The organism is Erysipelothrix sp. strain 2 (EsS2-6-Brazil), from assembly GCF_016617625.1.
Classification (GTDB): Bacteria; Bacillota_I; Bacilli_A; order Erysipelotrichales; family Erysipelotrichaceae; genus Erysipelothrix; species Erysipelothrix piscisicarius.
In genome coordinates this window covers 145365-168604 of sequence record NZ_SBAR01000003.1, presented here as the reverse complement: position 1 = coordinate 168604, position 23240 = coordinate 145365, and the positions used below count along the sequence as shown (strand labels likewise).

The window sequence follows — 23240 nt, the reverse complement described above, 5'->3', positions numbered from 1 at the left end:
AGCGTGGTTTTGTTGTATATAGAATGTTTTCGCCCTTTCAGTATTGTTTAGTAAACATAGAGGAGTATAATAAAAATAAAGGAGTGATAATTATGTTACAGGAAAGAATTAATCGTGTTATTAATAATCATCAAATGAGTTGCGAACACCGCAGTCATTACCTCTATATCTTAAAAGGATTTAATGTTGTCCTTGATCGATTTACGGTTCCCGTTGAGAATTTAGATATCAATCGTATTGAAGAACAAAAAAACTTCTACATTAAATATGAGGAAGCGATGACCCTAGGAGATGGCATCATCAAACGACTTAAAGATAATAACTATGATATTTGGATTGTTGAGTTTAACCTTTTTGAAGGGGCTTATCTTGCAAAACGGGTTCTTTCAGATTATCTTGAAGCAACACCACTTGATGATTTCTATCTCGTTCAATATCCTGATCTTTCATGGGTGGAAACGCATAAAACGATTGCGATTTTCAACACTGATAATCCCCTCAAGGGAATTTCTGACATGCCATTGGATAATGATGCCCGTCTTGATTTGTTTAAATCTATGAAATAAAAAACTTAGTATAAAATATACTAAGTTTTTTATTTAAATGAAGATGGATTTTCAGCCCAAGCTTGGAGTAATGATAGGTTTTCGTCCGTTATCGCTTCCATTTCCCGTGCTACTTGAATCAATGTTGAGTAATTGGACAAAGTATGTAACGTGATTTTTGCTTCATTGAAAGCCACTAGAGCTTTTTGGAGCTCATAAGTAAAGACCGCATAAACACAAAGAACTTCAATTCCTTCATCTTTCAATGCATCGCAAACCTTGATACAACTTCCCCCAGTTGAAATCAAGTCTTCGATAACGATAACTTTTGAACCTTTTGGAATCATCCCTTCAATTTGTTTCCCTTTCCCATGATCTTTCGGTTTAGGTCGAACATAAGCCATGGGTTTGTCCAATAAATCTGCGACCCAACATGCTTGTGGAATTCCAGCAGTTGCAGTTCCAACAATATAATCTACCTCTGGATACGTTTCACGAATTGCTTTTGCAAAGGCTTCCGCAATATATTTTCGAACATGAGGATAACTCATTGTGATTCGGTTATCACAATATATTGGACTCTTTATTCCACTTGCCCATGTATAAAGATTATCTGGACTTAAGGTTACAGCTTCTACTTCAAGAAGATATTGTGCTATTTTTTTAGATGTATTCATGATGCGACCTCCCATTCTGCAACAATCTGTTCATATGCTAAGACAGGATCTTCGGCTTGCGTAATGGGTCTTCCCACAACAATATAGCTTGAACCATTTGCACGCGCTTGAGCAGGCGTCGTTACCCTTTTTTGATCTCCTTTATCAGCAGCATTTGGTCTAATGCCCGGTGTAACGGTTAAAAAGTCATTTCCCAAAGTTTCACGAATCAGTTTGGATTCGAGTGGAGAACACACCACACCATCAAGGCCAGCACTCTGTGTTAGCTCAGCATAATGCAGTACCGAATCGTTTAAAGATGCATGGACAAGTTGTTCTTGTTGCATTTGGAATTCCGATGTTGATGTTAATTGTGTTACCGCAATTAATACACCCTCATCACCAAACCCATGTCGTGCCGCCTCCATCATTTCAAGACCGCCCGCTGCATGAACATTCGTCATGTCAACACCCATTGTTTTTAAGCGACGCATGGTTCGCTCAACAGTATTGGGGATGTCGTGGAGTTTAAGATCTAAGAAAATTTTATGTCCTCTTTTTTTAATCTCATGAATAATAGAGGGACCACTTTGATAATACAGTTCCATTCCCACTTTCACAAAGAGGTTCTTACCCTCGAATAAATCTAAAAATGCTAATGCAGCGTCCGTTCCATCAAAATCTAATGCAATAATTACGTTTTCCATTATATTCTCCTTTTACGTAGTTTCAAGTACAACTCTATCAATTCCATCAGTCTCAACAGTTTGAACGTAAATACGCTCCTTAAGTGAACTTGGAATGTTTTTACCAATAAAGTCTGCACTAATAGGTAACTCGCGATGGCCTCGATCTATAAGTACAGCAAGGGAAATGGAAGCTGGACGCCCTAAATCAATAATCGCATCCATCGATGAGCGAACACTTCGTCCTGTAAATAAAACATCATCTACGATAACCACATGTTTTTGTGTTAATGAATCCGATCGCTTGAGTGCCTGCTTGGAACGGACATCATCGCGATAAGCATGGATGTTTAAACTTATGCATTCAACCGGTCCTTCAATGCTTTCAAGTTTCTTCTGGATTCGCGTTGCAATATCGATACCTCGTGTTTCAATACCTACGAGCACAACACTCTCAACACCATGGAAACGCTCTAAAATTTCAAACGCAATCCGATTCATAGCACGTTGAATTTCTTCTTGGTTCATAATCATTTTTGTCATCATTTCCCTCCAATCATAGAAAAGAGCCCCTTCTCGCGCACGAAAAGAGGCTCATCATTAGATGAAGTGGTAATTTCTCTTTCCTTGCTTGCCTCTCTGGACAATTTTAAAGGTTCCTATTTCTAACTAATCATATGCGTTTCTGATTTAACTGTCAACTCCTTAACATAATAACCATTCATATTTACGTTGATGATAGAATAAATTAAAAGAGGTATTACAATGTTTGGAACATTATGAAAACATGAACACCTAACCAAGCATAAGTCTACAAGCACTTTCTGAAGGCATTTGCTCTATTTCATATATTTTTCCAAAATCGAATCAAACACTGTCATTCCCAGTATGATATTTTTTTTATATTTCTTTGATAGTTTAAGCATTGTAGTATTAAGAGATGCTCCCAAAATTAATGTGAAACAATTATATAATTATCAAATACATAAACTTACAACTTTGTAAGACCTGTGTAAGTAAATTCAATGGTTCAAAATCCAATTATTTCTTATGATAATTATAGAAGGAGTTGATCCAATGTTATCTGTTCTATTCTCGCAGGGCTCACCCATTGTTTTAGAATCCATTCATTCATTCTTAAATCTTGAGCCGCTTAGAATCCTCGCTTTACTTGTTAATCCCATGATTGCTGTGATGGTATATCGTTACTTTCTTGCTTCAAAAAACAAGCGTCTTTTACTTTACAAATTATGGGGTGGTAGCGTACTTTTGTTTATCCTCAATGCTTTCTTTAATGCCTTTGTACTTGCTCCTCAGTACCAGGTTAAGCGTAATTTGTGCTTGACGTTCTTTTTAATTTTCTTGTTGTTTTATCTCTACGAATACTTTATTACAGAAAAGTACCCGACTTTTCAATTAATCGGTTGGATTTGTCTTCCGATCACACTGCTTCTAAGCTTTAAATATCTTAATCAAGCGCTCATCCTTATTTCCTTTGCAAGTCTTCTCTATATTTTAAAAGATGCTCCGCGTCTTCAATTTTCAGGATGGATCGTCCTTACATTAATCTTTTCTCTATGGATCAATCCCTTCTATTTTCTAGCACTTCTTCTTTTCCCCTTTTCTCAAATCAAAAAGGATCATCTCATGAATCCTTTTATACCTTCTCTCATTCTTATTTATCATCTTTTATCATGGTCTTTTTCCGTCCTTGCCACGTATGCATAAAAAACGTCTTGGTTTTGTTCCAAGACGTTTTAAATTAGCTGATCGGTATCCATGGTGATTTCTAACTCGTAAGGAATTCCTTCTTCTCTTAAATACTCTGTGATTTCATGTTTAATGCGATCGGGTTCATGCTTTAATGCATCACATAAAACAATTTCAAATCGTAGGACATTATTAATAATTCGTAAATCATGGAATGTACATCCCGCGCAAGAATCTCTTAGGTAATGTTTAATTACCTGTTGAATATTTAAAATTTCCGGACTATCCATATCCAATGGATCTAAATGAATCACAAGGTCGATATTTGTTTCTTCTTTTATTTCACGTTCAATCGCATCAATAATATTATGCGCTTCAATCAGGGATAACGTTGCATTAACTTCTACATGGACAACACCATAAATATGATATTTACCATAATTATGAATCATTAAATCATGATAACCCTCGATGTTTGAATTCCTACAAAGAATTTCTTTTACTTTTTGTAATGTATCCCCATCCGGTCTACTTCCTAAGAGTTCATTCATAAATTCACGAAGCATCATCACCGAAGAATAGATAATAAAAAGAGCAATAATAATCCCAAGGTAGGTATCAATTCGAACCTTAAAATAATATTGAACAATCAATGCCAACAAAATCGAGCCTGTTATATAGACATCATTTTGACTATCTTTAGCACTCGCAACCAATACATCAGAATCTACTTCTTTCGCTTTCTTTGAATAATATAAAGCCATCGCTATTTTCACGATGATTGAGGATACCAATACAAAAATCATGGCTTGACTCATCTGCATCGGTTGAGGATTGAGAAGATCTTTAACGGATGACTTGATAATGTCAACACCTAAATAAAGCATGATAATCGAAATCACAAATCCGCTAATGTATTCAAATCGCTCATGTCCATAAGGATGCTCCTTATCTGCTGGCTTTGCCGCAATTTTAAATCCAACAATCGTAATAATGGATGATAAGCTATCTGATAGATTATTAATTGCATCCGCAAGAATCGCAAAACTATGCGACAAAGTACCAACGATTAATTTTAAAGTAAAAAGAATCAAGTTACAGATTATCCCCACGATACCTGCCTTGATTCCAATCACATTTCTGTTTTCTAAGTTTTTCATACCCATATTATATCATATTAAATTTTCTCAAAGATAATGTTTATGTGAAATGGGTCCATGACTTTAAAATGATTCTCATCGAGATCTCTAATCGTTTCTCCGGCTTGAATCAGTTCATTTCGATATTCCGTAAAAGATGACGTTGAAATTGTAAAGGATTCCATACCTGTTTTATTATGAGGAAGGTCTCCAATATGAGGTCCTGCCCATTCATTGATCCCTATATGGTGATGATATTCATCACGAGAAACAAAGAGAGCCTTTTGCATTTCTGTTTTTAGATCAAACCCTAACTGATTAATATAGAACATCCGTGCTTTCTCGATATCGGCGACCTGAACATGAACGTGACCTAAAATTGTACCCAAAGGCATCCCATCCCATGCTTTTGGATCAGCAATCCGCATAAGTCGGTCTACGTCTACAGGTTCTGTCCCACCAACAATACTGCCATCATCATGAATAATCCATGATGATCGTGGTCGGTCGGCATAAACCTCGATACCATTTCCTTCAGGATCATTGAGATAAATGGCTTGAGAATAAAGATGATCCCCAAGTCCTGTAATCGATTGATTAACCGAAATGAGATGTTTTAAAAATGGACCTAAATGTGATTCATCCGGTAAGAGAAAGGCCATGTGATAAAGCCCACTATAGTTTTTGTTTGGTTTTTCATAACTTTCGGAAGCTTTAAGTGTGACAAGAGGCACATCATCAATACCCAAGATAACTGTATTTTGATTTTGACTTAATAAAGTAAGTCCTAATGTATTTTCGTAAAATGATTTCATCGCTTCAAGATCAAGAACTTTAAGAATGACATTTTTAATTGAAATATTTTTTAATGTTTTCATAGTTTCACCTCTATTAACATATTACTACACTATGTTATAAATGGAAGTATTATGCATAAAAAAAAGTGCTAGGCACTTTTTTGACATTTCGGACATAAACCATAGAGTTCTAATTGATGACGATCGATAATATAACCACTCTCGCGGGCTACCTTACCTTCATAATCTCCCAAAGGACATCCTTCAATAATCGTAATTGTTCCGCAATGCGTGCAAATAAGATGGTGTTTGTGAATATGACGTTTATAATCATAAACACTTTGAGAGGGCTCAAGCGGAACCGTCTTGGTTATGATATTTTTCTGTTCAAAGACATCCAACACGCGATAAATCGTTGATAAGTCCATATATTCTCCATCTGCATCCAAGGCTTCACGAATCTGATTAATCGTGATAGGCGTATCGCTATCCTTTAAGATCGTTAAAATTGCCTCGCGTTGGCGTGTTGATTTTATGCCATGATGATTTAATTCTGTTTTGATATCCATAATCAAGACCTCCTAGATAAATTCAATGGTTTCATTCACAATGGACGTGCTTAACGTACCCCGTGTTATATCCTTTAGTGGCTCAAGCAACATTGGGTCAGTTACACAAATCTGATAGCGAGCTAAGGAATCATAATTACGATCCAACACCGTACCCACGCTTGTGATATGAATCTCCACATCATTAATAAACTCATATGGGAACGAAAGATCAATCGTAAATACCTTTTGAGGTGCAAGGAGTTTTGCTTCGTCAAGTGTAAGCGAAACGGTTGAACCATAAGCTCGAATAAGACCACCAACCCCTAGCAAAACACCGCCATAATAGCGAACCACTACCGCAATAACACCGTCAAGCTTATGACCACGGAGCACTTGAAGCATGGGTAATCCTGCAGACGATGCAGGCTCACCATCATCATTTGATCGTTCAATATCACCCGTCCGATAAGCACTACAATGATGGGTTGCCTTTGGGTGCATCTTTTTAATTGATTTTAAATATGCTTTTGCTTCTTCTTCAGAATGAATCGGGGCCAAATAACCAATAAATTTTGACTTATTGATTTCTTGTTCCGCAATGACTTCTGATTGAATTGTTTTATAGTCTAATTGTTCCATGTATTTATTATAAATCATTTCGCCGCGTTCATAAAGGAATATAATAGTTTGACTTTCAAAGTATTATATTCTATAATGCTCTCATCGGAGGATATGTATGAAAAATTTAGCGATTGTATGTGATTCATCAGTTTGTTTCACACCAGAAGAAATTAAGAAATATAACGTTTTTATTGCACCCTTAACTTTAATTCATAACAATGTGGAGTACTTAGATCAAGAAACGATTTCCAAAGAAGAAGTTCATGACTTACTCTCTAAGAAAGAAAAGATTATGACTTCACAACCAAATCTTGGATCTTTGATTAATCTTTTTGAATCAATTCGAGACGAGGGCTATCATCAGATTCTTTCGATAACACTCTCATCGAATTTATCAGGAACTTATAGTGCCTTCAACCAGGCTGCTTCTCATGTCGAGAACTGCGACATTCGCGTTGTAGATTCCTTTACGTTAGGTGGACCCGTCCAACAAACCGTAAAGCTTGTGCGCTCTATGGAGTTAAATGGAATTACACTTGATGTGATGATTGAAAGAATAAACAAATTCTTACTTCACACAGAATCATTTGTTTATCCCCAAAACTTAGATCAATTACGAGTAAGTGGTCGTATTTCGAAACATGCAGCCACACTGGCTTCACTTTTAAAGGTGAAACCCCTCCTCTATCTTGAAAATCATGGTTTGACGATTGAAAAATTTGGTACTGCACGGACTGAAACTAAAATTTTTGAACTGTTGATTAATCATATGAAAGAACAAGGCATTACCCCTGAAGCGTATGATTTTTATTACCTACATAGCGACGCTAAAGAAATCATTACACGTCTTCGTGACGCACTTTTAGATTCGTTTGGGAACCATGATGCATATATTATGGATCTTCCAGCTGCGGTTGCCACGCATGCAGGCCTTGGAACCGTCGCAATTCAATGGATTCCAAAAACCGATAAATATATCATGTGAGGTCGTATGCATTTCATTATTAGTGTATAATGGTAGTACTTGGAGGTTGTATTATGAAAACTGCGGTTATTGTCGATAGTAGTAGTAATTATTATAATGAACATATCGAAATGGATGGTCTTTTCGCGATACCCTTACAGATCATCAATGAGGAGGATGCTTCACTTGAGAGTGTTGAGATATCAATTGATCAAGTTAATGCCCTCATGAGGGAAAATATTATGCTTCAAACATCACTGCCTGCACTGGGCATGATTGAAGATTTATTTAGAGAAATTAAATCAGAAGGTTATGAGCGTATTCTTGCGATACCGATAACTACTGGAATTTCTGGAACAATTGGTGCCATGAATACTGCGGCTCAATTTGTTGATATTGCGTTTGTTTATATCGACTGCTTTACAGCTGCTTCGATTGAACTGGACTGTGCAATTGCTGCTCGCAAGCTTCTTGATCAAGGATATGATATCCCTGAAATTAAAGAACGCATTGATGTAGCGCTCAATAACGGCAACACGTTTATTATTCCTGATGATTTAGCGCATCTATCACGTGGAGGTCGACTATCACCACTCGCCGCAAAACTTGGTGGTTTTCTAAAAATCAAACCAATACTTCATCTTAATAAAGAAACAAAAGGAATTATTGAACCTTTTGATAAAGTACGAACGATGTCTAAAGCAATTGATCGTGTTATTGAAGCGATGCAGGAAGCGGGCGTTGATGAAACTTTTAAAATTACAATCGTAGATGTGGATGCGAAAGATGAACTTCAAAAAACTGTTAAGAAGTTTGAAGAAGCATTCCCAAATACTGAAATATATGTAACGGAGTTAATTTCAACCGTTAGTGTTCATGTGGGAATTGGTTCACTTGCATTTCAATATATGAAAAAAATAGAAGTCTAATTTGGACTTCTTTTTCTTTTAAAAAAAGACATCCTTTGAACGAGGACGCCTTTATTTTCTATTCACTTCTTAGAGCAATTACAGGATCTTTTTTGGCAGCCATTCTTGAAGGTATTACTCCAGAAATGGATGTTAGTACGATACTAATTATAATTAAAATCACTGCATGTATTGGATTAACCACGGCTATATTTTCTGTTTTTGTGAGGTTATAAATAACCGCGTTGATTGGGAAGGTAAGCAGATATGTAACTACAATCCCCAATGTCCCGGATACAAATCCTATTAAGAATGTTTCAGCATTAAATACACGCGAAATATCTTTTTTACGAGCTCCAAGACTACGAAGTACACCAATCTCTTTGGTACGTTCGATAACTGAAACGTATGTAATAATTCCAATCATCAATGAAGAAACGACAAGAGAAATGGATGAAAATCCAATCAACACATAAGAAATTGTATTCACGACTGTTTCCATGACACCTGTAATCATTTCTGACATATCACTGTAAGTGATCTTATCGGCATCTTTTTTATCAATATTGTAAGCGTCAAGGTGTGTACGAATTTCCTTTTTCGCTTCAAAATCTGAAGGAATAATTGAGATGTTTCGTGGTAATGAAGATGACCCAAGTTCCTCAAGTTGATCTTGGTAGAGTGCATCCGCTTCTTTAAATGGATGCCCTTCAAATCCCATCCCCGATACAACACTATACGCTTTACCAACCTCTTTTTGAGCTTTTACAACATCAGAATTTGTAGAGTCCTTGATAAAGGCCTTAACTAAATCCGAACGGTAATATAAACCCGGCTGATACATTTGGAATGATGAATCTTCTTTTTGTCTCATCACACCCACAATCGATAAGGTTCTGGCATTTTCAGATCCATAGATTGTCTCATAGTTCTGTTGACTTGCTTCGCGATAGAGCCCAAATTCATCTTTAACAAAATAGTCATTATTTTGAATTAACTTAAATTCTTGACCTACAAGCGATTTCAAATCAACGTTATTTTCGATATCACCTAGACCTAATTCTTTAATTGTTTCTTTTGCGATACGATTATAGTTATCCACAACTAAAATCATCTCGTTATCACCTTGAGGCATACGGCCTTCAAGAACATCATATTGATTGTTGTTGAAGTCTTCATTATCGAGTAACTCACCCATATGTGATGAACTTGATTGTACATGAACGTATTTATCACTGGTTTTACGTATCATATTCATATTTGCTTTGTGAATATATTGGATTGAGATATATTTATCTGCATCAAGCTTATTCACATGATCAATATACTCTTGAGTAATATTGTTTGTAATAACATTTGTTTGAACTTTAGGTTCATAGATTTGCAACTTGGAATCTGTTGGAAACTCACTCATATTCGATGTATCTTCTGCCACAACAGGTCCTGAAAAATCAAAATCGGAGGAACCAATTGTAATCGGTGATGTCGCGAGTGTATCCGACTGCATTTTATTAATTGAGTTGGATAAACCTGAAGAAAGCGCCAAAATCAACGCGATTCCGATAATTCCGATACTTCCAGCAAAACTTGTTAAGACGGTACGTCCTTTTTTAGCCCACAAGTTCTTTCCACTGAGCCCAAGCGCTGTAATATATGGCATTTTTGTACGTTTTTGTTTAGTAAGTTTTTCTCCATTAATATCTGTTTCATAAGGATTACTGTCACTTATAATTTGCCCGTCCAACAATTCTACAATTCGATTGCTGTATTCATGCGCAAGCTCTGCATTATGAGTAACCATGATAACAAGACGATCTTGAGCAATTTCTTTGAGTAAATCCATGATAATAACACTGGTTTTACTATCAAGTGCTCCCGTGGGTTCATCGGCTAGAATAATTTCAGGATCATTAACAATCGCACGCGCTATTGCAACGCGTTGCATTTGTCCACCTGACAATTGATTCGGTTTTTTATTAATATGATCGATTAATCCAACTTTTTCTAAAGCAGTACGAGCACGTGACTCCCCTTCTTTTTTTGAAATTCCGGATAATTTTAATGATAGTTCAACATTTTGAAGAACCGTAAGATGCGGAATTAAGTTATAGGATTGAAAAACAAAACCTACAGAGCTGTTCCGATAAGAATCCCAATCACGATCTTTATAGTTTTTCGTTGAGATTCCTGAAATATTAAGATCCCCACTCGTATAACGATCAAGTCCACCTATTATATTCAACATCGTTGTCTTCCCACATCCTGAAGGACCGAGAATTGAAACGAACTCGTTTTTTCTAAATGTTAAAGAGACGCCCTTGAGCGCTTCTACTTCACCATATCTTTTGGTTATTTTATCTAATTTTAACATTTTATTTTCACCTCTAATGTATTAACACAGTAATACATTAGATGTTATTAGTCAATCTTTTTCGTATCATTGTCAAAAATAAACTTCTCACTGTAGTACTTCGAGTACTCAAAAACGAGTGTAAAAAAACCAATGGCCGTCGCAAATGAAAATGCAATCTCGTAGATGCTGACATCATAGACAAGCACACGAAGAGGGAGAAACAACATGCTAAATAATGGTGTTAGGGACAAATAGACACCCCAACCTTCGGTCATATGATAACGTGTATTGAGAAAAATCGATAGATAGTAAATACACAACATTAAAAAGTATAGCGGACCATGAACACTACCTGCTTCTTCAATGGATCGAATACGAACTGCAAGTACGAGTAGGATGATTTGAATCGTTGCAATTCCAACCATTAGAATTAAAAAGGCACATCCAATATTAATAAAATCACTCTGTGATAAGTTTAGGTTCTTTATGATATCAATAAATGTTTGTCCCTCAAAATCAAGAATACCAAGCGTTTGTAATAAATCGACCAACCCCTCACCTTGATCATATGTCTGACGCATGCATACCCAAAAACTAAAAATAAGTGCAAGACTTGTGAGTTGAATTGTCATCATCATGAGTCCAAGAATTACTTTAGTTACAAAATATGTTTTCACATGAATCACCGAACATACCATCTCTAGGACGTTGGAAGTTTTCTCCATAATAACCTCACTCATTGCGGAAGAACTTAAAGAGGTAATTAAGAAATATAAGGTTGTAAGAATTGAAAAGACAATTTCAAGATTAAGATTATTCTTGGCGGTAGTCTTGTATAAAATCACTGGCTTCTCATGACTCCCATTTTCATAGCTATCAATAATCAAGCCTAATGTACTCTTCTCCGTCGGACTTAAGGGTGTTTCCGTTTGGATTGTATAAACGCCTTCTTTTTTTGTAATTAGAACTGAAGCTTCATCATCATATTTTATTATTTTTTCGAATCCATCAGCAAAACGTTCCCAATCAATATCGATGGTTTTAATGGGAGTTGGTTCTGAAACACTGGGTAAAAGAATCGCTAAAATTTTATCACCAAAAAGCAAACATCCCATCACGGTAAATACGATTGCATAAAATAGGATGGTAGCCCGATTCAGCATGCGTCGCTTAATTGAAAACTTAATGAGTGTCTTCATAAGTAGTTTCCACCATTTCTTTTAAAGAAATTGAATCAACGATAATTTTTTCAACGCATCGATTTTCAATTAAATTTGGAAGTATAGTTTTTAAAATGTCCTTATTATGAATAATCAGGTACACCTTGTCCTCTACAACTTTAAAGTCTAAGCCAAGATGTTTGATATCATAAAACTGTTCCTTTTCCACGATTAGATATGTTATCGCTGCATCCCGCTTTAACGCTTTGAGTGAACCATATTTCATCATTTTTCCGTTTTTTAAAATTAGAACATAATCGGAGACCTCTTCGACCTCTTCATATTGATGGCTTGAAATTAGAATTGATTTTCCTTTTTTCGCCAGTTTACGAAGTAATCCTTTAATCAGTCTCATATTGTGGATATCCAAACCACTGAGTGGTTCATCCATTATGATTGTTTTGGGATCGTGAATCAGCCCACATAGAATTTGTACTTTTTGCTGGTTCCCTTTAGAAAGTGTCATGATTTTAGATTTGAAATAGATTTCAATTTCCAAATACTTCATCCAATATTCCAAACTTGACCGTATTTCATTAAGTTCCATACCATGCAATTGCGCATAGAGTTCTAAATGCTCTTTTACTGTAATATCCTTATACAGCGAACGATTTTCCGGAATATATCCGATGTTAGTAACATAAATATTTCCTGAATCTTTCTGAATTAGACCTGTAATTGTCTTAAACAGCGTCGATTTACCACTTCCGTTAACCCCCAACACAGCGAGAATTTCACCGTCATTGATTTCGAACGAGATATCTTTGATTCCTCGTTTGTTCTTGTAAAGCTTCGTTAACTGTTCAACTTTCATAGTACACCCCTCTAATAGATGTGCACTCTTTAAATTTTGACCTAAAAAAAAGTGGATCTACCACTTTTTTAAATCATTTAGCACGAACTCTAACGGATTACTGTTAAAAATATCAATCCATGTACTTTCAGTTTGATGCTTAAACCAGGTAATTTGACGCTTTGCCAATCTTCGGGTGTTTTTTTTAATGGATTCTTGAACTTCATCTAACGTACTATTCCCCTGGAAATAATCTACGAACTCTCGATACCCTATCGATTGCATGCTTTGCATCGTGAATAACTCAGGATACTTCGAATAAAGTTCAGTCACTTCTTCCAAAAGTCCTTGTTGCATCATTATATCAACACGCGCATTTATTCGGTCATAAAGTCTTGAACGCTCCCCTTGCAAGAAATAGATTCTAGCATCATAAAGACGTGTTTTTCCCCGATTCTCATTAACATCCGCTTTGGTCAAATTCGCACTCTTGACCATTTGTAAAGATCGAATAAGACGCTTTCGATTGTTGACATGAATTTTTTCTGCAGTAACTGGATCAATTTCTAATAGTTCATTCAGTAAATCTTGGTTGGATAACGTTTCATCAATTTGAGGAAGGTGAACCTCCTCATTAAATCTATAATCATTAAGCAATGCATTAATATAGAGCCCTGTTCCACCTACCACAATTGGTGTTTTACCTCTACTTAATATTAAGTCAATCGCTTCTCGAGCTTCTTTTTGAAAACGTGCAACATGATATGCGTCCGTAATGGAAACAATATCAATGAGATGGTGCGAAATTCCATCTTGTTCCTTTTCGGTTGGTTTTGCACTGCCAATATTGAGTTCTTTATAAACAGCAACGGAGTCGGCACTTATAATTTCTCCATTAAGTTCTTTGGCTAATGAAACTGCCAAGCTCGATTTTCCGGATGCTGTTACACCGGCAATGACGATAACTTTTTTCATCGTTTAAACTCCTTGATGAGTTGTTTATGCTCAACTGTAATAAATGTTGGTCGACCATGTGGACAATGAAAGGGTTGATCACACGATCTCAGTTGTCGCACCAACTCCGTCATCTCATCCATAGACATATATTCATTAAATCGAACTGAAGAATGACATGCTAACGTAGCCAAAACATTTCGTCGTAAGTCTTCTTCACGAATTGTTCGTTCATCTTCAAACATATCCAAAACTTCATGTATAAACTCCGAAACGATTTTTTCCTCGATCCATAGAGGTGTACTTCTTAATACAAATGCATCATCACCAAACACTTCCAACTCAAGTTGAAATTCTTTAAGAATCTGATTAATCTCGTGAACACGACCAATAATTGGCTTACGTCCTTCGATTATTAGAGGTATTAAAAAATCTTGTGTAGGGTTGTTTTGATTTAACATTTTATTTTGATAATATTCATACCGTACACGCTCCATTGCAGCATGCTGATCAATGATATACAGGCCTTGATCGCCTTGAGCTAAAATATAACATCCACTCATTTGTGATAAGACGGTAAGGGGTTCAATTCTTTCAGATACCTCCAAAGGTTCAATTTCTCGGGGTTTAAAGTCTGAAAGTGGCAATGATTCAGGCAGATAATCAGGAACATAGACTTTTTTGGGTTCTTCAATCAACGGTTCAAAACGTGGTAGTGGTTCACCAAGCAGGTCTTCTTTTATATCTGTTTGAACGGGTGGTTGCGTGGGAAAGGTAATGCGTTGTGGACGCATATGTTGATCTAAAATTGATGAAAAACAGTCCTGAATCAGTTCCACAAGAACATTATCTTTTGATAAACGAATTTCCCACTTGCTTGGATGTACGTTCACATCCACTAATTGAGGATCAACGTGAATATTCATCACAACAATTGGGTAGCGATCAGTAGGCATATGACGGCGATAACCATCAACGATTGCTTTTTGAATCTTAGGGAATCGAATCATACGATTATTAATATAAAGCCAAATTGAATATCGGTTTGCGCGATTATGTTGAGGGAGCGCCATAATTCCATCAATTTTGAAATCGTAATTTTCAGCATTAAAAAGTTTCGTGTCTTGAGTCACTTGAGCACCATAAACACGATGAAAAACATCCGCTATATCATTCCGGCCATAACTTCTAAAACTTATTTTACTTTCGTTATAAAGGGTAAATGATATGTGTGGATTTCCCATTGCAAACTTTTGAATTGTATCAAGGATGATTGATGTTTCATAATGGATGTTTTTGATGTGCTTCAACCTTGCAGGTGTTTTAAGGAATAGACTTGAAACAGATATGGTTGTTCCTTGATTGCGAGCTGCTCGCTCTTTAACCTTTTTTACTCCATTATCAATAATAATGCGATGACCTTCAGTACCGTCATTTGATAACGCTTCAACATGACTTACTGAAGCAATCGATGGTAATGCTTCACCCCTAAATCCAAAAGAAGCAATCGCATTAAGATCGAGGACACTATTAATTTTTGATGTTGAGTGACGTTCAAATGCTTGTGATAAATCATCACCGCTCATTCCATCACCATTATCACTGACCTCAATAAGGCCCATCCCACCTTCAACAATACGCACCTCAATACTTGTAGCATTCGCATCAATTGAATTTTCTACAAGTTCTTTAATAATACCCGCAGGACGTTCTACAACCTCTCCAGCAGCAATCATATTCGTTAGATGTGTATCCAGTACTTTTATTTTATTCATCGCCCTTGTCCTCAATGATTGATTTTAATTCAGAAAGAACCATGAGTGCTTCAATTGGTGTTAATTGGTTAACATCAAGGCTCTGCAATTTATTTTTTACGACACTATATCCCTGCGGTTCTACTTCTACCGTAACAACCTTAGAATCAATATCTAAACGGCTTTTGGACAATTCAAGAACCTCTAAATTGTGTTTAGCACGTTCAATGATACTTTGAGGTAAATGAGCCAAACGCGCTACATTAATCCCATACGACTTATCCGCACGTCCATCAATGACTTTATAGAGGAACGTCACTTCATCGTTTTCTTCATGTACTTCCACATGAATATTTTTAATCCCCTCATACATCGATTCTAACGTCACTAATTCATGATAATGCGTTGAGAAAATTGTGCGACTTTGAATTGAATTATTGATATACTCGATAATTGCCTGAGCTAGTGCCATTCCGTCATATGTTGACGTTCCTCGTCCAATTTCATCAAAAAGCACTAAGGAATGTTTGGTAGCACGCGAAAGTGCTGCTTGAGCCTCCATCATTTCAACCATAAATGTTGACTGTCCCATTAAAATATCATCACTTGCACCCATTCTTGTAAAGATTTGATCTACAAGGCTGAGTGTCATGCTTTCACACGGAACATAACATCCAATTTGCGCCAAAATAACATTAAGTGCGACCATTCTCATATAGGTACTTTTACCACCCATATTGGGTCCCGTTAAGATTAGAGTATTACGGGTCGCATTCATTAATACATCACTTGCAATATACTGGTGATCTTTTAATGTTGATTCTAAAACTGGATGCTTTCCGTTTTTAATATCTAACTCACTCCCGGATACAAATTCTGGACGTTGATAACCTGGTAAAGCAGACACTTCTGAAAGTGAGAGCAAAGCGTCCATGAGCGCTATCGATGATCCAATATTATGGATTTCCGTTGAAAATTGTGAAATATATTGAGTAACAGAATCAAACAACTCATGTTCAATTTCTAAAATACGTTCACTGGCTTGGCTTGTTTTTAATTCATATTCTTGTAATGCTTCACTAATGTATCGTTCAGCATTTGTTAAGGTTTGCTTTCGAATATAACCAAACTCTTCACGAACATTCTCAATTTGGCCTTTACTAATTTCAATGTAATATCCAAAAGCACGGGTATAACCCACTTTTAAGTTCTTAATGCCCGTTCTTTCGCGTTGTTCCGCCTCAAAATTAACAAGCCATTTCTTCCCATTTTTTGATAACTCTAAAAGTTCATCAAGTTCAGAATGAATCCCTTGTTTAAAGGTTCTCCCTTCTTTAAGTGCAACCGGCGCATCGTCTAAAATATGTGTATCAAGTACTTGATACGCATCCTGAAGAGGGTTGATCTGCATAAAGTTAAAACAGTCAATACCGTCCACTACTTCTTGTATTCGTTTGAAGGTACCGAGTGTTTTTTTAAGACGTACAAGATCCTGTGCATTATGCTTTGCGGTTGATAAGCGTGCAATAACGCGATGAATGTCATAAGTTTCTTTTAAACATTGAGAAAGTGCATCCGCAAGAAGATAATCTTCGATAAGTGTCTCAATTTGAATGTGTCGCTTATTGATGGAATCAACGCTCACCAATGGTTGCATCAACATTTCTTTAAGTGCGCGTGCTCCCATGTTTGTTTTAGTATGATTAATAAAGTGGAATAGGGATAATTCTTTTCCCTTTTGATGGTCAATGAGTTCGAGATTCGTCATTGTAGCATAATCCATACGTAAATATGCTTCATCATTAAGCACTACAACTTCTGATAAATGATTCAAACTACGCTTATGTGTATAAATGAGGTATTGAATTAACCGTGCTTGTGTTTTACAAATTGTTGGATCTTGATGTTGAACATCTTCTGCTAAGTCTTCTTGATATGAAATATAGATTTCGGTTTTACTTTTAATTTCATTTAGAATTTTAGAATCAAAATGTTCAGAAACAACAATTTCTTTTACTTGAAATTGTTGGAGTACTTTAATAATTTCAACAAAATCATTCATGACACGAATTGCACGTAGATTTCCTGAAACGATATCGCAACTGACAATCGTTGCATACACTAAATCGAGCGTTATTGAAGCAATTTCGCGCGTTTCGTTATCATCCATTTCAAAATATGTTCCTGGCGTTACAATCTCAACGACATCACGCTTAACAATCCCTTTTGCGTTTTTAGGATCTTCAACTTGTTCCACAATTGCTACTTTGTACCCTGCGGACACTAATTTTTGAATATAACCTTGCGCCGCATGATGTGGAACACCACACATTGGGGCCTTTTGATCCTTTCCAGCTGAACGCGCTGTTAAAACAAGATCCAAGACTTTTGATGCCGTGATAGCATCTTCAAAGAACAATTCATAGAAGTCTCCCAAGCGATAAAACACCAACGCATCATTGGTGTTTTTCTTTATGTCCATATATTGTTGTAACATTGGTGTTAATGTTGCTTGTGTCATTCTTCAGCATCCTCTTCCGCTTTAGGAAGTGCATCAAGATGACGATTTACCGCACGTTGCAACATATACGATGAGGATCCTACAGAAAGTGTAAAACCTTGTCGAGTCTCAACGATACGAGTAACCCCTTGTCGGTGTAATCCTGAAACATTTAATTCATCACGATCACGGAGCGCAACATGGATATGCGTTGGTGTGCTTGAAATCGCTTCAATATTTTCAAGGCCTCCCAATCGTTCAATAAAATCATTAACACGTTCTTTTTTACTTCCAATATTTAAGACATCAATTGCCATTCTACTATAGTAGAAACGGGTCATCGCAAAGTAAATAATAAATGTAATAATACCAACTAATAGAATAATCATAATTTTATTAAACATTACTGTATTTCTCATAAGACCAATAAAATCGATAAGGTTTCCCGGTGTTGCACTTGTCAACGTTCCCAAATACGAGAAGCCTACGGTTGCTCCAAATCCTACAAGAATCGCATAAATAAATGCGGTCATAAAGAGATGGAAGAAATATAGAATTGGACTTGTTAAAAGCATTAACAACTCAACTGGGAAGATAATTCCCCCGAGCATTGATGTTAGAATTACAATAACGAAGAGTGAAATGTTTTTCTTTAAAACTTTTTTATTGGAGATTGTTGAAACAACTGCAAGCAGATAACCTGGAATCGCAAATAAATTAAGCACATAGTATGCACTCGTATAGCGTCCAGCACCACTAATCATATTTAGACCCTCTTTAAGTTGAGCCGTCCAAATATTGGCATCCCCTACAAACGTTTCGCCTCCAATATTCATCCAGGACCCCCCAAGAGATCCAAGCCATATTTCTTGATGCATCATCGTTTGAATGTTCCCAAGTGTTAGAAGTCGTTCTAACCCTCCGTATGCAAAAAGACTCATCGGATTATGAGAATCTGAAGATATAAATTTCAATGCATTGTAGATACCATCCACAAACATAGGCCATCCATATGCAAAAAGCGCCCCTACGATTGCAGATCCAATAATTGCATTTACTAATTTAAGTGTATCTTTATCTAAATAAGAAACTTGGGAGAAACCAGTTGTTTCTTTATGGCTTCGATAACAATATCGAACCACAAGGAGTACGGCTAAGAAGCCAAAAATTCCTGTTTTAAACAAACCATATGATTCGTTTCCAATTGTAATGTTTAAAATGTCTGAATACGCAGCTTTTGGTGATGTTGTTGGTGACAACAGCGTCATCACAACTAAGAACACTAAATATGAAATAAATCCTGTAACCACGACATTGGTTTCATCATTTCGATGCGTTAACAATTTAATAAAAACATACAGTGGAAAATATGATAAAATGATACCACCAGCATACAACAACAATTTCGATGCTGTAACAAATAGTGGACTGTTAAATTTAAATATCATTACGATATATGGGTTTGCTATGATAGAACCGATTGTAATCAAGAAACAACCCAAGAATAATGATTTCAATGGGAGTTGTAACTGTTCATAATATGTCTGAAGACGATTCATTTTGAGCACCTCTAACTTTTCCATTCTATTATACACTATTACATTCATTCGCAAAAGGAGGCACGATGAACAAATTTATAAATGAAAGCAAACGACACTTCACCATTGATGTAACTTTAATTGTCTTACTCTTTGCACTCTTTGGAATAAGTCTTGTGGCAATTCATCTTGCAGCACCACTTATGAACCAAGATGGGGGCGTCAATTTAGTAATAAAACAAATTAGCTGGATTGTCGTAGGTCTTGGAGTCATTGCTTTTCTCCTCAAAATCGGCGTCGATCGTATCTTCACTGCAGTAGATATTGCCTATTGGATTTTAATGGTATGTCTACTCGGTCTTGTTATAGCACGTGTTCTATCTTCTCGATTCGGTATTCACATACCCTTCGCTGCAGAAATAAATGGGACGCATGCTTGGTATTCTATTCCGGGTATTGGTTCCTTCCAACCGAGTGAATTTATGAAAATCGTACTCGTAATTAAAACCGCCAATACTATTCATGAACATAATACATTGAAAACTGAATATTCATTTAAAAGTGATTTTGAATTAATCTATAAAATGATTAAATATGTTCTTCCACCCTTTATCTTGATATTTCTACAACCTGATACTGGGGTTCCAATTGTTATTCTTGTCAGCCTCGCTACGATGTTCTTCCTATCTGGTGTTCGACGCGAATGGATCATTGTTATTGTTGGTCTTGCACTTGGACTGCTACTGGGTATTGTTTGGCTTTATTACAATAATCAAGAGTTACTCAATACCATTTTGGGTGGTGGTGCAACGCATTATCGTCTCACCCGTTTCTATGGTTGGCTCGATTATGAGAAGTATCCTCAAACATATGGATACCAACTCTTCCAAGCACTGTTATCACTTGGTACTGCAGGTCTTACAGGTCATCCCTTAGGATCTGTAATTGCTCAGTTCCCAGAACCTCAAACTGACTTTATTTTCGCCGTTATTTCGCAAAACTTTGGGTTTCTCGGTGCATCTTTAGTTGTTATCTTATCATTTGCCTTTGATATAAAACTTGTGATAAATACACTAAGAAGTAATTTATCTAAAGAACGATATATGATGATGGGAATCATTGGAATGATTGTGTTCCAGGATTTACAGAATATCGGTATGATTCTAGGCATCCTGCCAATTACCGGAATTACCTTACCCTTTATATCTTATGGAGGATCATCTCTTGTTTCCTATATGATACCCATTGCTGTCGCACTGCATATGTACAGCGAAACCATTAATTTACACAAACACTAAAAAAGAAGGAAGGACTTTAGGGTCACTCCTTCTTTTCTTTTTAAAATAAAGCATTCAATCGTTGAATATGCGGAATATCATTAAACCGCGCAAAACGCATCACTTTTGGATAGCTGGAAATTCTAATTTCATGAATACCATCTAAATGCTTATGAAGGTGATCATAACATAATAATGCATGATCGAATGAATCACTTTTTAGAATTATTTTAGAGTCCGGTTTCATAATCAAAGGCGAATCCAAACTGCGTGCATATCGATGATGAATTCCAGATATTTCGGTTAGTTGTAGTAAATCTAATCCTGGGAAAATAACGGCACCACCGATGGAACGATTATATGCCGTCGAACCATATTGCCCAGAGATACAAACACCATTCCCTCTAAATGTCTCGAAATAACAATCATCAATGTAAATATCTAACGCTTGTGTTTTAACGATGTTTTCAACACGTATTTCATTTAGAGCACAGACATGGATTTCACGCGTATCGTTTATACAGAGTGCTTCAAGAATCCGTTTTTCTTCAATCACGGGTTCATTATGGATTACGTCTTTTATAAATTGATCCACACAATCTTTAGTATAGTCTGTGGAAAAACCCAACGTTCCCGAATGAATTCCAACGAAGGCTACATCGTCAATAATGTGAATCCAGTCATGAAACGCTTTTAAAAGTGTTCCATCTCCACCAACACAAATAATGAGTTCAGGATTCTGGTCATCAAATATAAAATTATTTTCCACAAGAGCATCGCGAATCTTCATGCAGATACCTTGTGACGCAACATCACCACGTTGAACAAGTGTAAAACGTTTCATAATCCACTTCCTTTTCCTTTAGACTTATTGTACCATAGATGTATGAAACAACATCTCGAAATTGAATATAAAACTCAACTCACCCAGGACGAATTTAACCATATTTTGAATTCGTTCCCTTTTAAAGATCCTAAGTATCAAGAAAATACATACTATGATACACCGAAAGGTTCTTTATTTAAACAACACTCCATGTGCCGTATACGCACAATTGGTAGTATTCATGAGTTCACATTAAAAGTACCTCAAGAAGAAGGTGTATTGGAATACGAGGTTATTTTAAATGAAAAGTCACTTATGGATGAACGCATTATTGATTTTTTAAATGAAAAAGACATTGACGTAAATACGATGGAGGTCACCGCATTCAGTAATACAGTCCGCTATGAATACTCTGACATCTATGGTGTTTGGTGTTTAGATTATACCCGTTTTTTAAATAATTCCGATTATGAACTGGAATATGAACTTCATGAAAGCAATGAAAAAGCGTACCCGCACTACCTTGATACGCTTCAATTATTGGGGATTCAATATAAACCTTCAAAACCTAAATATCTACGAGCTCTAGATTCATCTGCTGAATAAGATCCTTGTATGATTGTGATGCTGTTTGATTTTTAATGCATAAAGAAATTGAGAACTTGAAATCTTCAAGTTCTTTTTTTATTACCCAGGAAATACCAAGCAAAGGATATATTTGATTCTTAAGGGATGAACAGGGCAATGATATGGATGCAGTTTTGTTTCCATAATAGGTATATCCAATCGGTCCGATTTTATACTTTTCTTGATTGGTAGAAATCATCGACTCCTGAATAAGCGTCCACTCCGTCCGAATGCTTGATAGGATATCTCTTAGACGTTGATGCTCGAGATCTTGAATAATGTCACGTTCGCTTAATTCATGTTTATGGACTTTGGTAAACCACTCATCCAGCCCAATTTCTAATCCTTTGTTTAGAAGATTCAATACGGTATTTTGGTCATCATCCTCAAGATAAGTAAATGATTCTAAACGTTTGGTAAGTTTAAAATCTACTTCATGGAGATAGATTGGTGCAGCAAAGAACTTGAGATCTTCGAGTTCGATGCTCTGAATTTGCTTTGGCACTTCATGATCTTTAGTACGGTTCAAAATTGCTTCTTCAAACATTTCAAATGAAGTATAGCCATTCATGGTTCCATACTGATCCCATGTTCGTTTTACACTCATGGTGCGCACTGTTTTTGCGCGACCATAACCAATAATCCCCTTTTCTTTCGTCTGAGGATGGATATAACGCTTGTCTAAGAAAAAAAGTAAGTCGCCAACATCAAACCGCTCAAAGCCTTTAAGACTGAGTCTCCAAAAATTTACGGTTTGATTTCCATTAATTCGATGATATTCAATCATCTTTTCATCGGAAATATATGCTATTGAGCTCATA

Annotated in this window: 22 protein-coding genes; 6 read left to right on the top strand and 16 right to left on the bottom strand. The window is 36.2% G+C overall.

Annotated elements, in window-relative coordinates; all coding sequences use genetic code 11:
- The first annotated feature begins 92 nt into the window (after window positions 1-92).
- Complete coding sequence (locus tag EPJ89_RS03550; protein WP_125163849.1) at window positions 93-566, top strand: hypothetical protein; 474 nt, start codon at window positions 93-95, stop codon at window positions 564-566.
- A 29-nt stretch (window positions 567-595) separates the two neighbouring features.
- On the opposite strand, the gene pyrE is transcribed toward EPJ89_RS03550, so the two are convergent.
- From pyrE to pyrR, 3 genes are read right to left on the bottom strand one after another with little or no spacing between them, the layout of a single operon-like run.
- The gene (pyrE, locus tag EPJ89_RS03545) at window positions 596-1222 is read right to left on the bottom strand and encodes an orotate phosphoribosyltransferase (protein WP_200542753.1); all 627 of its coding nucleotides are present in this window, start codon (window positions 1220-1222) and stop codon (window positions 596-598) included.
- On the bottom strand, window positions 1219-1908 hold the full coding sequence (pyrF, locus tag EPJ89_RS03540) for an orotidine-5'-phosphate decarboxylase (RefSeq protein ID WP_200549004.1): 690 nt from the start codon (window positions 1906-1908) through the stop codon (window positions 1219-1221). The genes pyrE and pyrF overlap by 4 nt, the downstream gene beginning before the upstream one ends.
- Window positions 1909-1920: 12 nt before the next feature.
- Window positions 1921-2430 carry a bifunctional pyr operon transcriptional regulator/uracil phosphoribosyltransferase PyrR gene (pyrR, locus tag EPJ89_RS03535; protein ID WP_275970723.1) on the bottom strand — a complete coding sequence of 170 codons (510 nt, stop codon included), beginning with the start codon at window positions 2428-2430 and terminating at the stop codon, window positions 1921-1923.
- Between the two features lie 534 nt (window positions 2431-2964).
- On the opposite strand from pyrR, the gene EPJ89_RS03530 reads away from it, so the two are divergent.
- The gene (locus tag EPJ89_RS03530; RefSeq protein WP_244660800.1) at window positions 2965-3615 is read left to right on the top strand and encodes a hypothetical protein; all 651 of its coding nucleotides are present in this window, start codon (window positions 2965-2967) and stop codon (window positions 3613-3615) included.
- A gap of 29 nt (window positions 3616-3644) precedes the next feature.
- Here the strand turns inward: EPJ89_RS03530 and EPJ89_RS03525 are convergent, their stop codons facing one another.
- From EPJ89_RS03525 to EPJ89_RS03510, 4 genes are all read right to left on the bottom strand, one after another.
- Window positions 3645-4757, bottom strand: a complete 1113-nt coding sequence (locus EPJ89_RS03525) for a cation diffusion facilitator family transporter (protein WP_200549001.1) — start codon at window positions 4755-4757, stop codon at window positions 3645-3647.
- Window positions 4758-4774: 17 nt separating this feature from the next.
- Window positions 4775-5614 carry a VOC family protein gene (locus EPJ89_RS03520; protein WP_161636914.1) on the bottom strand — a complete coding sequence of 280 codons (840 nt, stop codon included), beginning with the start codon at window positions 5612-5614 and terminating at the stop codon, window positions 4775-4777.
- Window positions 5615-5682: 68 nt separating this feature from the next.
- On the bottom strand, window positions 5683-6102 hold the full coding sequence (locus EPJ89_RS03515; RefSeq protein WP_161636913.1) for a Fur family transcriptional regulator: 420 nt from the start codon (window positions 6100-6102) through the stop codon (window positions 5683-5685).
- Window positions 6103-6114: 12 nt separating this feature from the next.
- Window positions 6115-6741, bottom strand: coding sequence for an IMPACT family protein (locus EPJ89_RS03510; protein ID WP_161636912.1), 627 nt, complete (start codon window positions 6739-6741; stop codon window positions 6115-6117).
- A gap of 79 nt (window positions 6742-6820) precedes the next feature.
- On the opposite strand from EPJ89_RS03510, the gene EPJ89_RS03505 reads away from it, so the two are divergent.
- On the top strand, window positions 6821-7690 hold the full coding sequence (locus tag EPJ89_RS03505) for a DegV family protein (protein ID WP_200549000.1): 870 nt from the start codon (window positions 6821-6823) through the stop codon (window positions 7688-7690).
- A 53-nt stretch (window positions 7691-7743) separates the two neighbouring features.
- Window positions 7744-8598, top strand: coding sequence for a DegV family protein (locus EPJ89_RS03500; RefSeq protein WP_200548998.1), 855 nt, complete (start codon window positions 7744-7746; stop codon window positions 8596-8598).
- 58 nt (window positions 8599-8656) lie between these two features.
- Here EPJ89_RS03500 and EPJ89_RS03495 read toward each other — a convergent pair whose 3' ends face one another.
- Genes EPJ89_RS03495 through EPJ89_RS03465 form a run of 7 tightly spaced genes read right to left on the bottom strand, consistent with a single transcriptional unit; the run spans window position 8657 to window position 19710 of the window.
- Window positions 8657-10948 carry an ABC transporter ATP-binding protein/permease gene (locus EPJ89_RS03495; RefSeq protein ID WP_200548996.1) on the bottom strand — a complete coding sequence of 764 codons (2292 nt, stop codon included), beginning with the start codon at window positions 10946-10948 and terminating at the stop codon, window positions 8657-8659.
- Between the two features lie 47 nt (window positions 10949-10995).
- A complete protein-coding gene (locus EPJ89_RS03490) occupies window positions 10996-12129 on the bottom strand; it encodes an ABC transporter permease (protein ID WP_200542757.1) in 1134 nt (377 codons plus the stop codon).
- The gene (locus tag EPJ89_RS03485; protein WP_161636908.1) at window positions 12113-12964 is read right to left on the bottom strand and encodes an ABC transporter ATP-binding protein; all 852 of its coding nucleotides are present in this window, start codon (window positions 12962-12964) and stop codon (window positions 12113-12115) included. Before EPJ89_RS03485 ends, EPJ89_RS03490 begins: the two co-directional genes overlap by 17 nt.
- 57 nt (window positions 12965-13021) lie before the next feature.
- The gene (gene miaA, locus EPJ89_RS03480; protein WP_161636907.1) at window positions 13022-13918 is read right to left on the bottom strand and encodes a tRNA (adenosine(37)-N6)-dimethylallyltransferase MiaA; all 897 of its coding nucleotides are present in this window, start codon (window positions 13916-13918) and stop codon (window positions 13022-13024) included.
- On the bottom strand, window positions 13915-15672 hold the full coding sequence (gene mutL / locus EPJ89_RS03475) for a DNA mismatch repair endonuclease MutL (RefSeq protein WP_200548994.1): 1758 nt from the start codon (window positions 15670-15672) through the stop codon (window positions 13915-13917). The genes miaA and mutL overlap by 4 nt, the downstream gene beginning before the upstream one ends.
- Window positions 15665-18172: a DNA mismatch repair protein MutS gene (gene mutS / locus EPJ89_RS03470; protein ID WP_200548992.1), complete on the bottom strand. Its 2508-nt coding sequence runs from the start codon at window positions 18170-18172 to the stop codon at window positions 15665-15667. The genes mutL and mutS overlap by 8 nt, the downstream gene beginning before the upstream one ends.
- Complete coding sequence (locus EPJ89_RS03465; protein WP_200549011.1) at window positions 18169-19710, bottom strand: PTS transporter subunit EIIC; 1542 nt, start codon at window positions 19708-19710, stop codon at window positions 18169-18171. The genes mutS and EPJ89_RS03465 overlap by 4 nt, the downstream gene beginning before the upstream one ends.
- Before the next feature lie 65 nt (window positions 19711-19775).
- Here EPJ89_RS03465 and EPJ89_RS03460 point away from each other — a divergent pair, with 65 nt between their 5' ends.
- Window positions 19776-20987 carry an FtsW/RodA/SpoVE family cell cycle protein gene (locus EPJ89_RS03460; RefSeq protein WP_200548990.1) on the top strand — a complete coding sequence of 404 codons (1212 nt, stop codon included), beginning with the start codon at window positions 19776-19778 and terminating at the stop codon, window positions 20985-20987.
- Window positions 20988-21027: 40 nt separating this feature from the next.
- Here the strand turns inward: EPJ89_RS03460 and EPJ89_RS03455 are convergent, their stop codons facing one another.
- Complete coding sequence (locus EPJ89_RS03455; protein ID WP_200548988.1) at window positions 21028-21810, bottom strand: NAD kinase; 783 nt, start codon at window positions 21808-21810, stop codon at window positions 21028-21030.
- Window positions 21811-21852: 42 nt separating this feature from the next.
- Between EPJ89_RS03455 and EPJ89_RS03450 the strand changes: the two genes are divergently transcribed.
- Window positions 21853-22398: a CYTH domain-containing protein gene (locus EPJ89_RS03450; protein ID WP_200548986.1), complete on the top strand. Its 546-nt coding sequence runs from the start codon at window positions 21853-21855 to the stop codon at window positions 22396-22398.
- Here EPJ89_RS03450 and EPJ89_RS03445 read toward each other — a convergent pair.
- Window positions 22361-23239, bottom strand: a complete 879-nt coding sequence (locus tag EPJ89_RS03445; RefSeq protein WP_161636901.1) for a hypothetical protein — start codon at window positions 23237-23239, stop codon at window positions 22361-22363. The genes EPJ89_RS03450 and EPJ89_RS03445 overlap by 38 nt on opposite strands.
- Window position 23240: the final 1 nt, after the last annotated feature.

Bases quoted from the DNA above. Each gene is read 5' to 3' on its own strand.
- EPJ89_RS03550 (WP_125163849.1), top strand. From the start codon at position 93: ATGTTACAGGAAAGAATTAATCGTGTTATTAATAATCATCAAATGAGT.
- pyrE (WP_200542753.1), bottom strand. From the start codon at position 1,222: ATGAATACATCTAAAAAAATAGCACAATATCTTCTTGAAGTAGAAGCT.
- pyrF (WP_200549004.1), bottom strand. From the start codon at position 1,908: ATGGAAAACGTAATTATTGCATTAGATTTTGATGGAACGGACGCTGCA.
- pyrR (WP_275970723.1), bottom strand. From the start codon at position 2,430: ATGACAAAAATGATTATGAACCAAGAAGAAATTCAACGTGCTATGAAT.
- EPJ89_RS03530 (WP_244660800.1), top strand. From the start codon at position 2,965: ATGTTATCTGTTCTATTCTCGCAGGGCTCACCCATTGTTTTAGAATCC.
- EPJ89_RS03525 (WP_200549001.1), bottom strand. From the start codon at position 4,757: ATGAAAAACTTAGAAAACAGAAATGTGATTGGAATCAAGGCAGGTATC.
- EPJ89_RS03520 (WP_161636914.1), bottom strand. From the start codon at position 5,614: ATGAAAACATTAAAAAATATTTCAATTAAAAATGTCATTCTTAAAGTT.
- EPJ89_RS03515 (WP_161636913.1), bottom strand. From the start codon at position 6,102: ATGGATATCAAAACAGAATTAAATCATCATGGCATAAAATCAACACGC.
- EPJ89_RS03510 (WP_161636912.1), bottom strand. From the start codon at position 6,741: ATGATTTATAATAAATACATGGAACAATTAGACTATAAAACAATTCAA.
- EPJ89_RS03505 (WP_200549000.1), top strand. From the start codon at position 6,821: ATGAAAAATTTAGCGATTGTATGTGATTCATCAGTTTGTTTCACACCA.
- EPJ89_RS03500 (WP_200548998.1), top strand. From the start codon at position 7,744: ATGAAAACTGCGGTTATTGTCGATAGTAGTAGTAATTATTATAATGAA.
- EPJ89_RS03495 (WP_200548996.1), bottom strand. From the start codon at position 10,948: ATGTTAAAATTAGATAAAATAACCAAAAGATATGGTGAAGTAGAAGCG.
- EPJ89_RS03490 (WP_200542757.1), bottom strand. From the start codon at position 12,129: ATGAAGACACTCATTAAGTTTTCAATTAAGCGACGCATGCTGAATCGG.
- EPJ89_RS03485 (WP_161636908.1), bottom strand. From the start codon at position 12,964: ATGAAAGTTGAACAGTTAACGAAGCTTTACAAGAACAAACGAGGAATC.
- miaA (WP_161636907.1), bottom strand. From the start codon at position 13,918: ATGAAAAAAGTTATCGTCATTGCCGGTGTAACAGCATCCGGAAAATCG.
- mutL (WP_200548994.1), bottom strand. From the start codon at position 15,672: ATGAATAAAATAAAAGTACTGGATACACATCTAACGAATATGATTGCT.
- mutS (WP_200548992.1), bottom strand. From the start codon at position 18,172: ATGACACAAGCAACATTAACACCAATGTTACAACAATATATGGACATA.
- EPJ89_RS03465 (WP_200549011.1), bottom strand. From the start codon at position 19,710: ATGAATCGTCTTCAGACATATTATGAACAGTTACAACTCCCATTGAAA.
- EPJ89_RS03460 (WP_200548990.1), top strand. From the start codon at position 19,776: ATGAACAAATTTATAAATGAAAGCAAACGACACTTCACCATTGATGTA.
- EPJ89_RS03455 (WP_200548988.1), bottom strand. From the start codon at position 21,810: ATGAAACGTTTTACACTTGTTCAACGTGGTGATGTTGCGTCACAAGGT.
- EPJ89_RS03450 (WP_200548986.1), top strand. From the start codon at position 21,853: ATGAAACAACATCTCGAAATTGAATATAAAACTCAACTCACCCAGGAC.
- EPJ89_RS03445 (WP_161636901.1), bottom strand. From the start codon at position 23,239: ATGAGCTCAATAGCATATATTTCCGATGAAAAGATGATTGAATATCAT.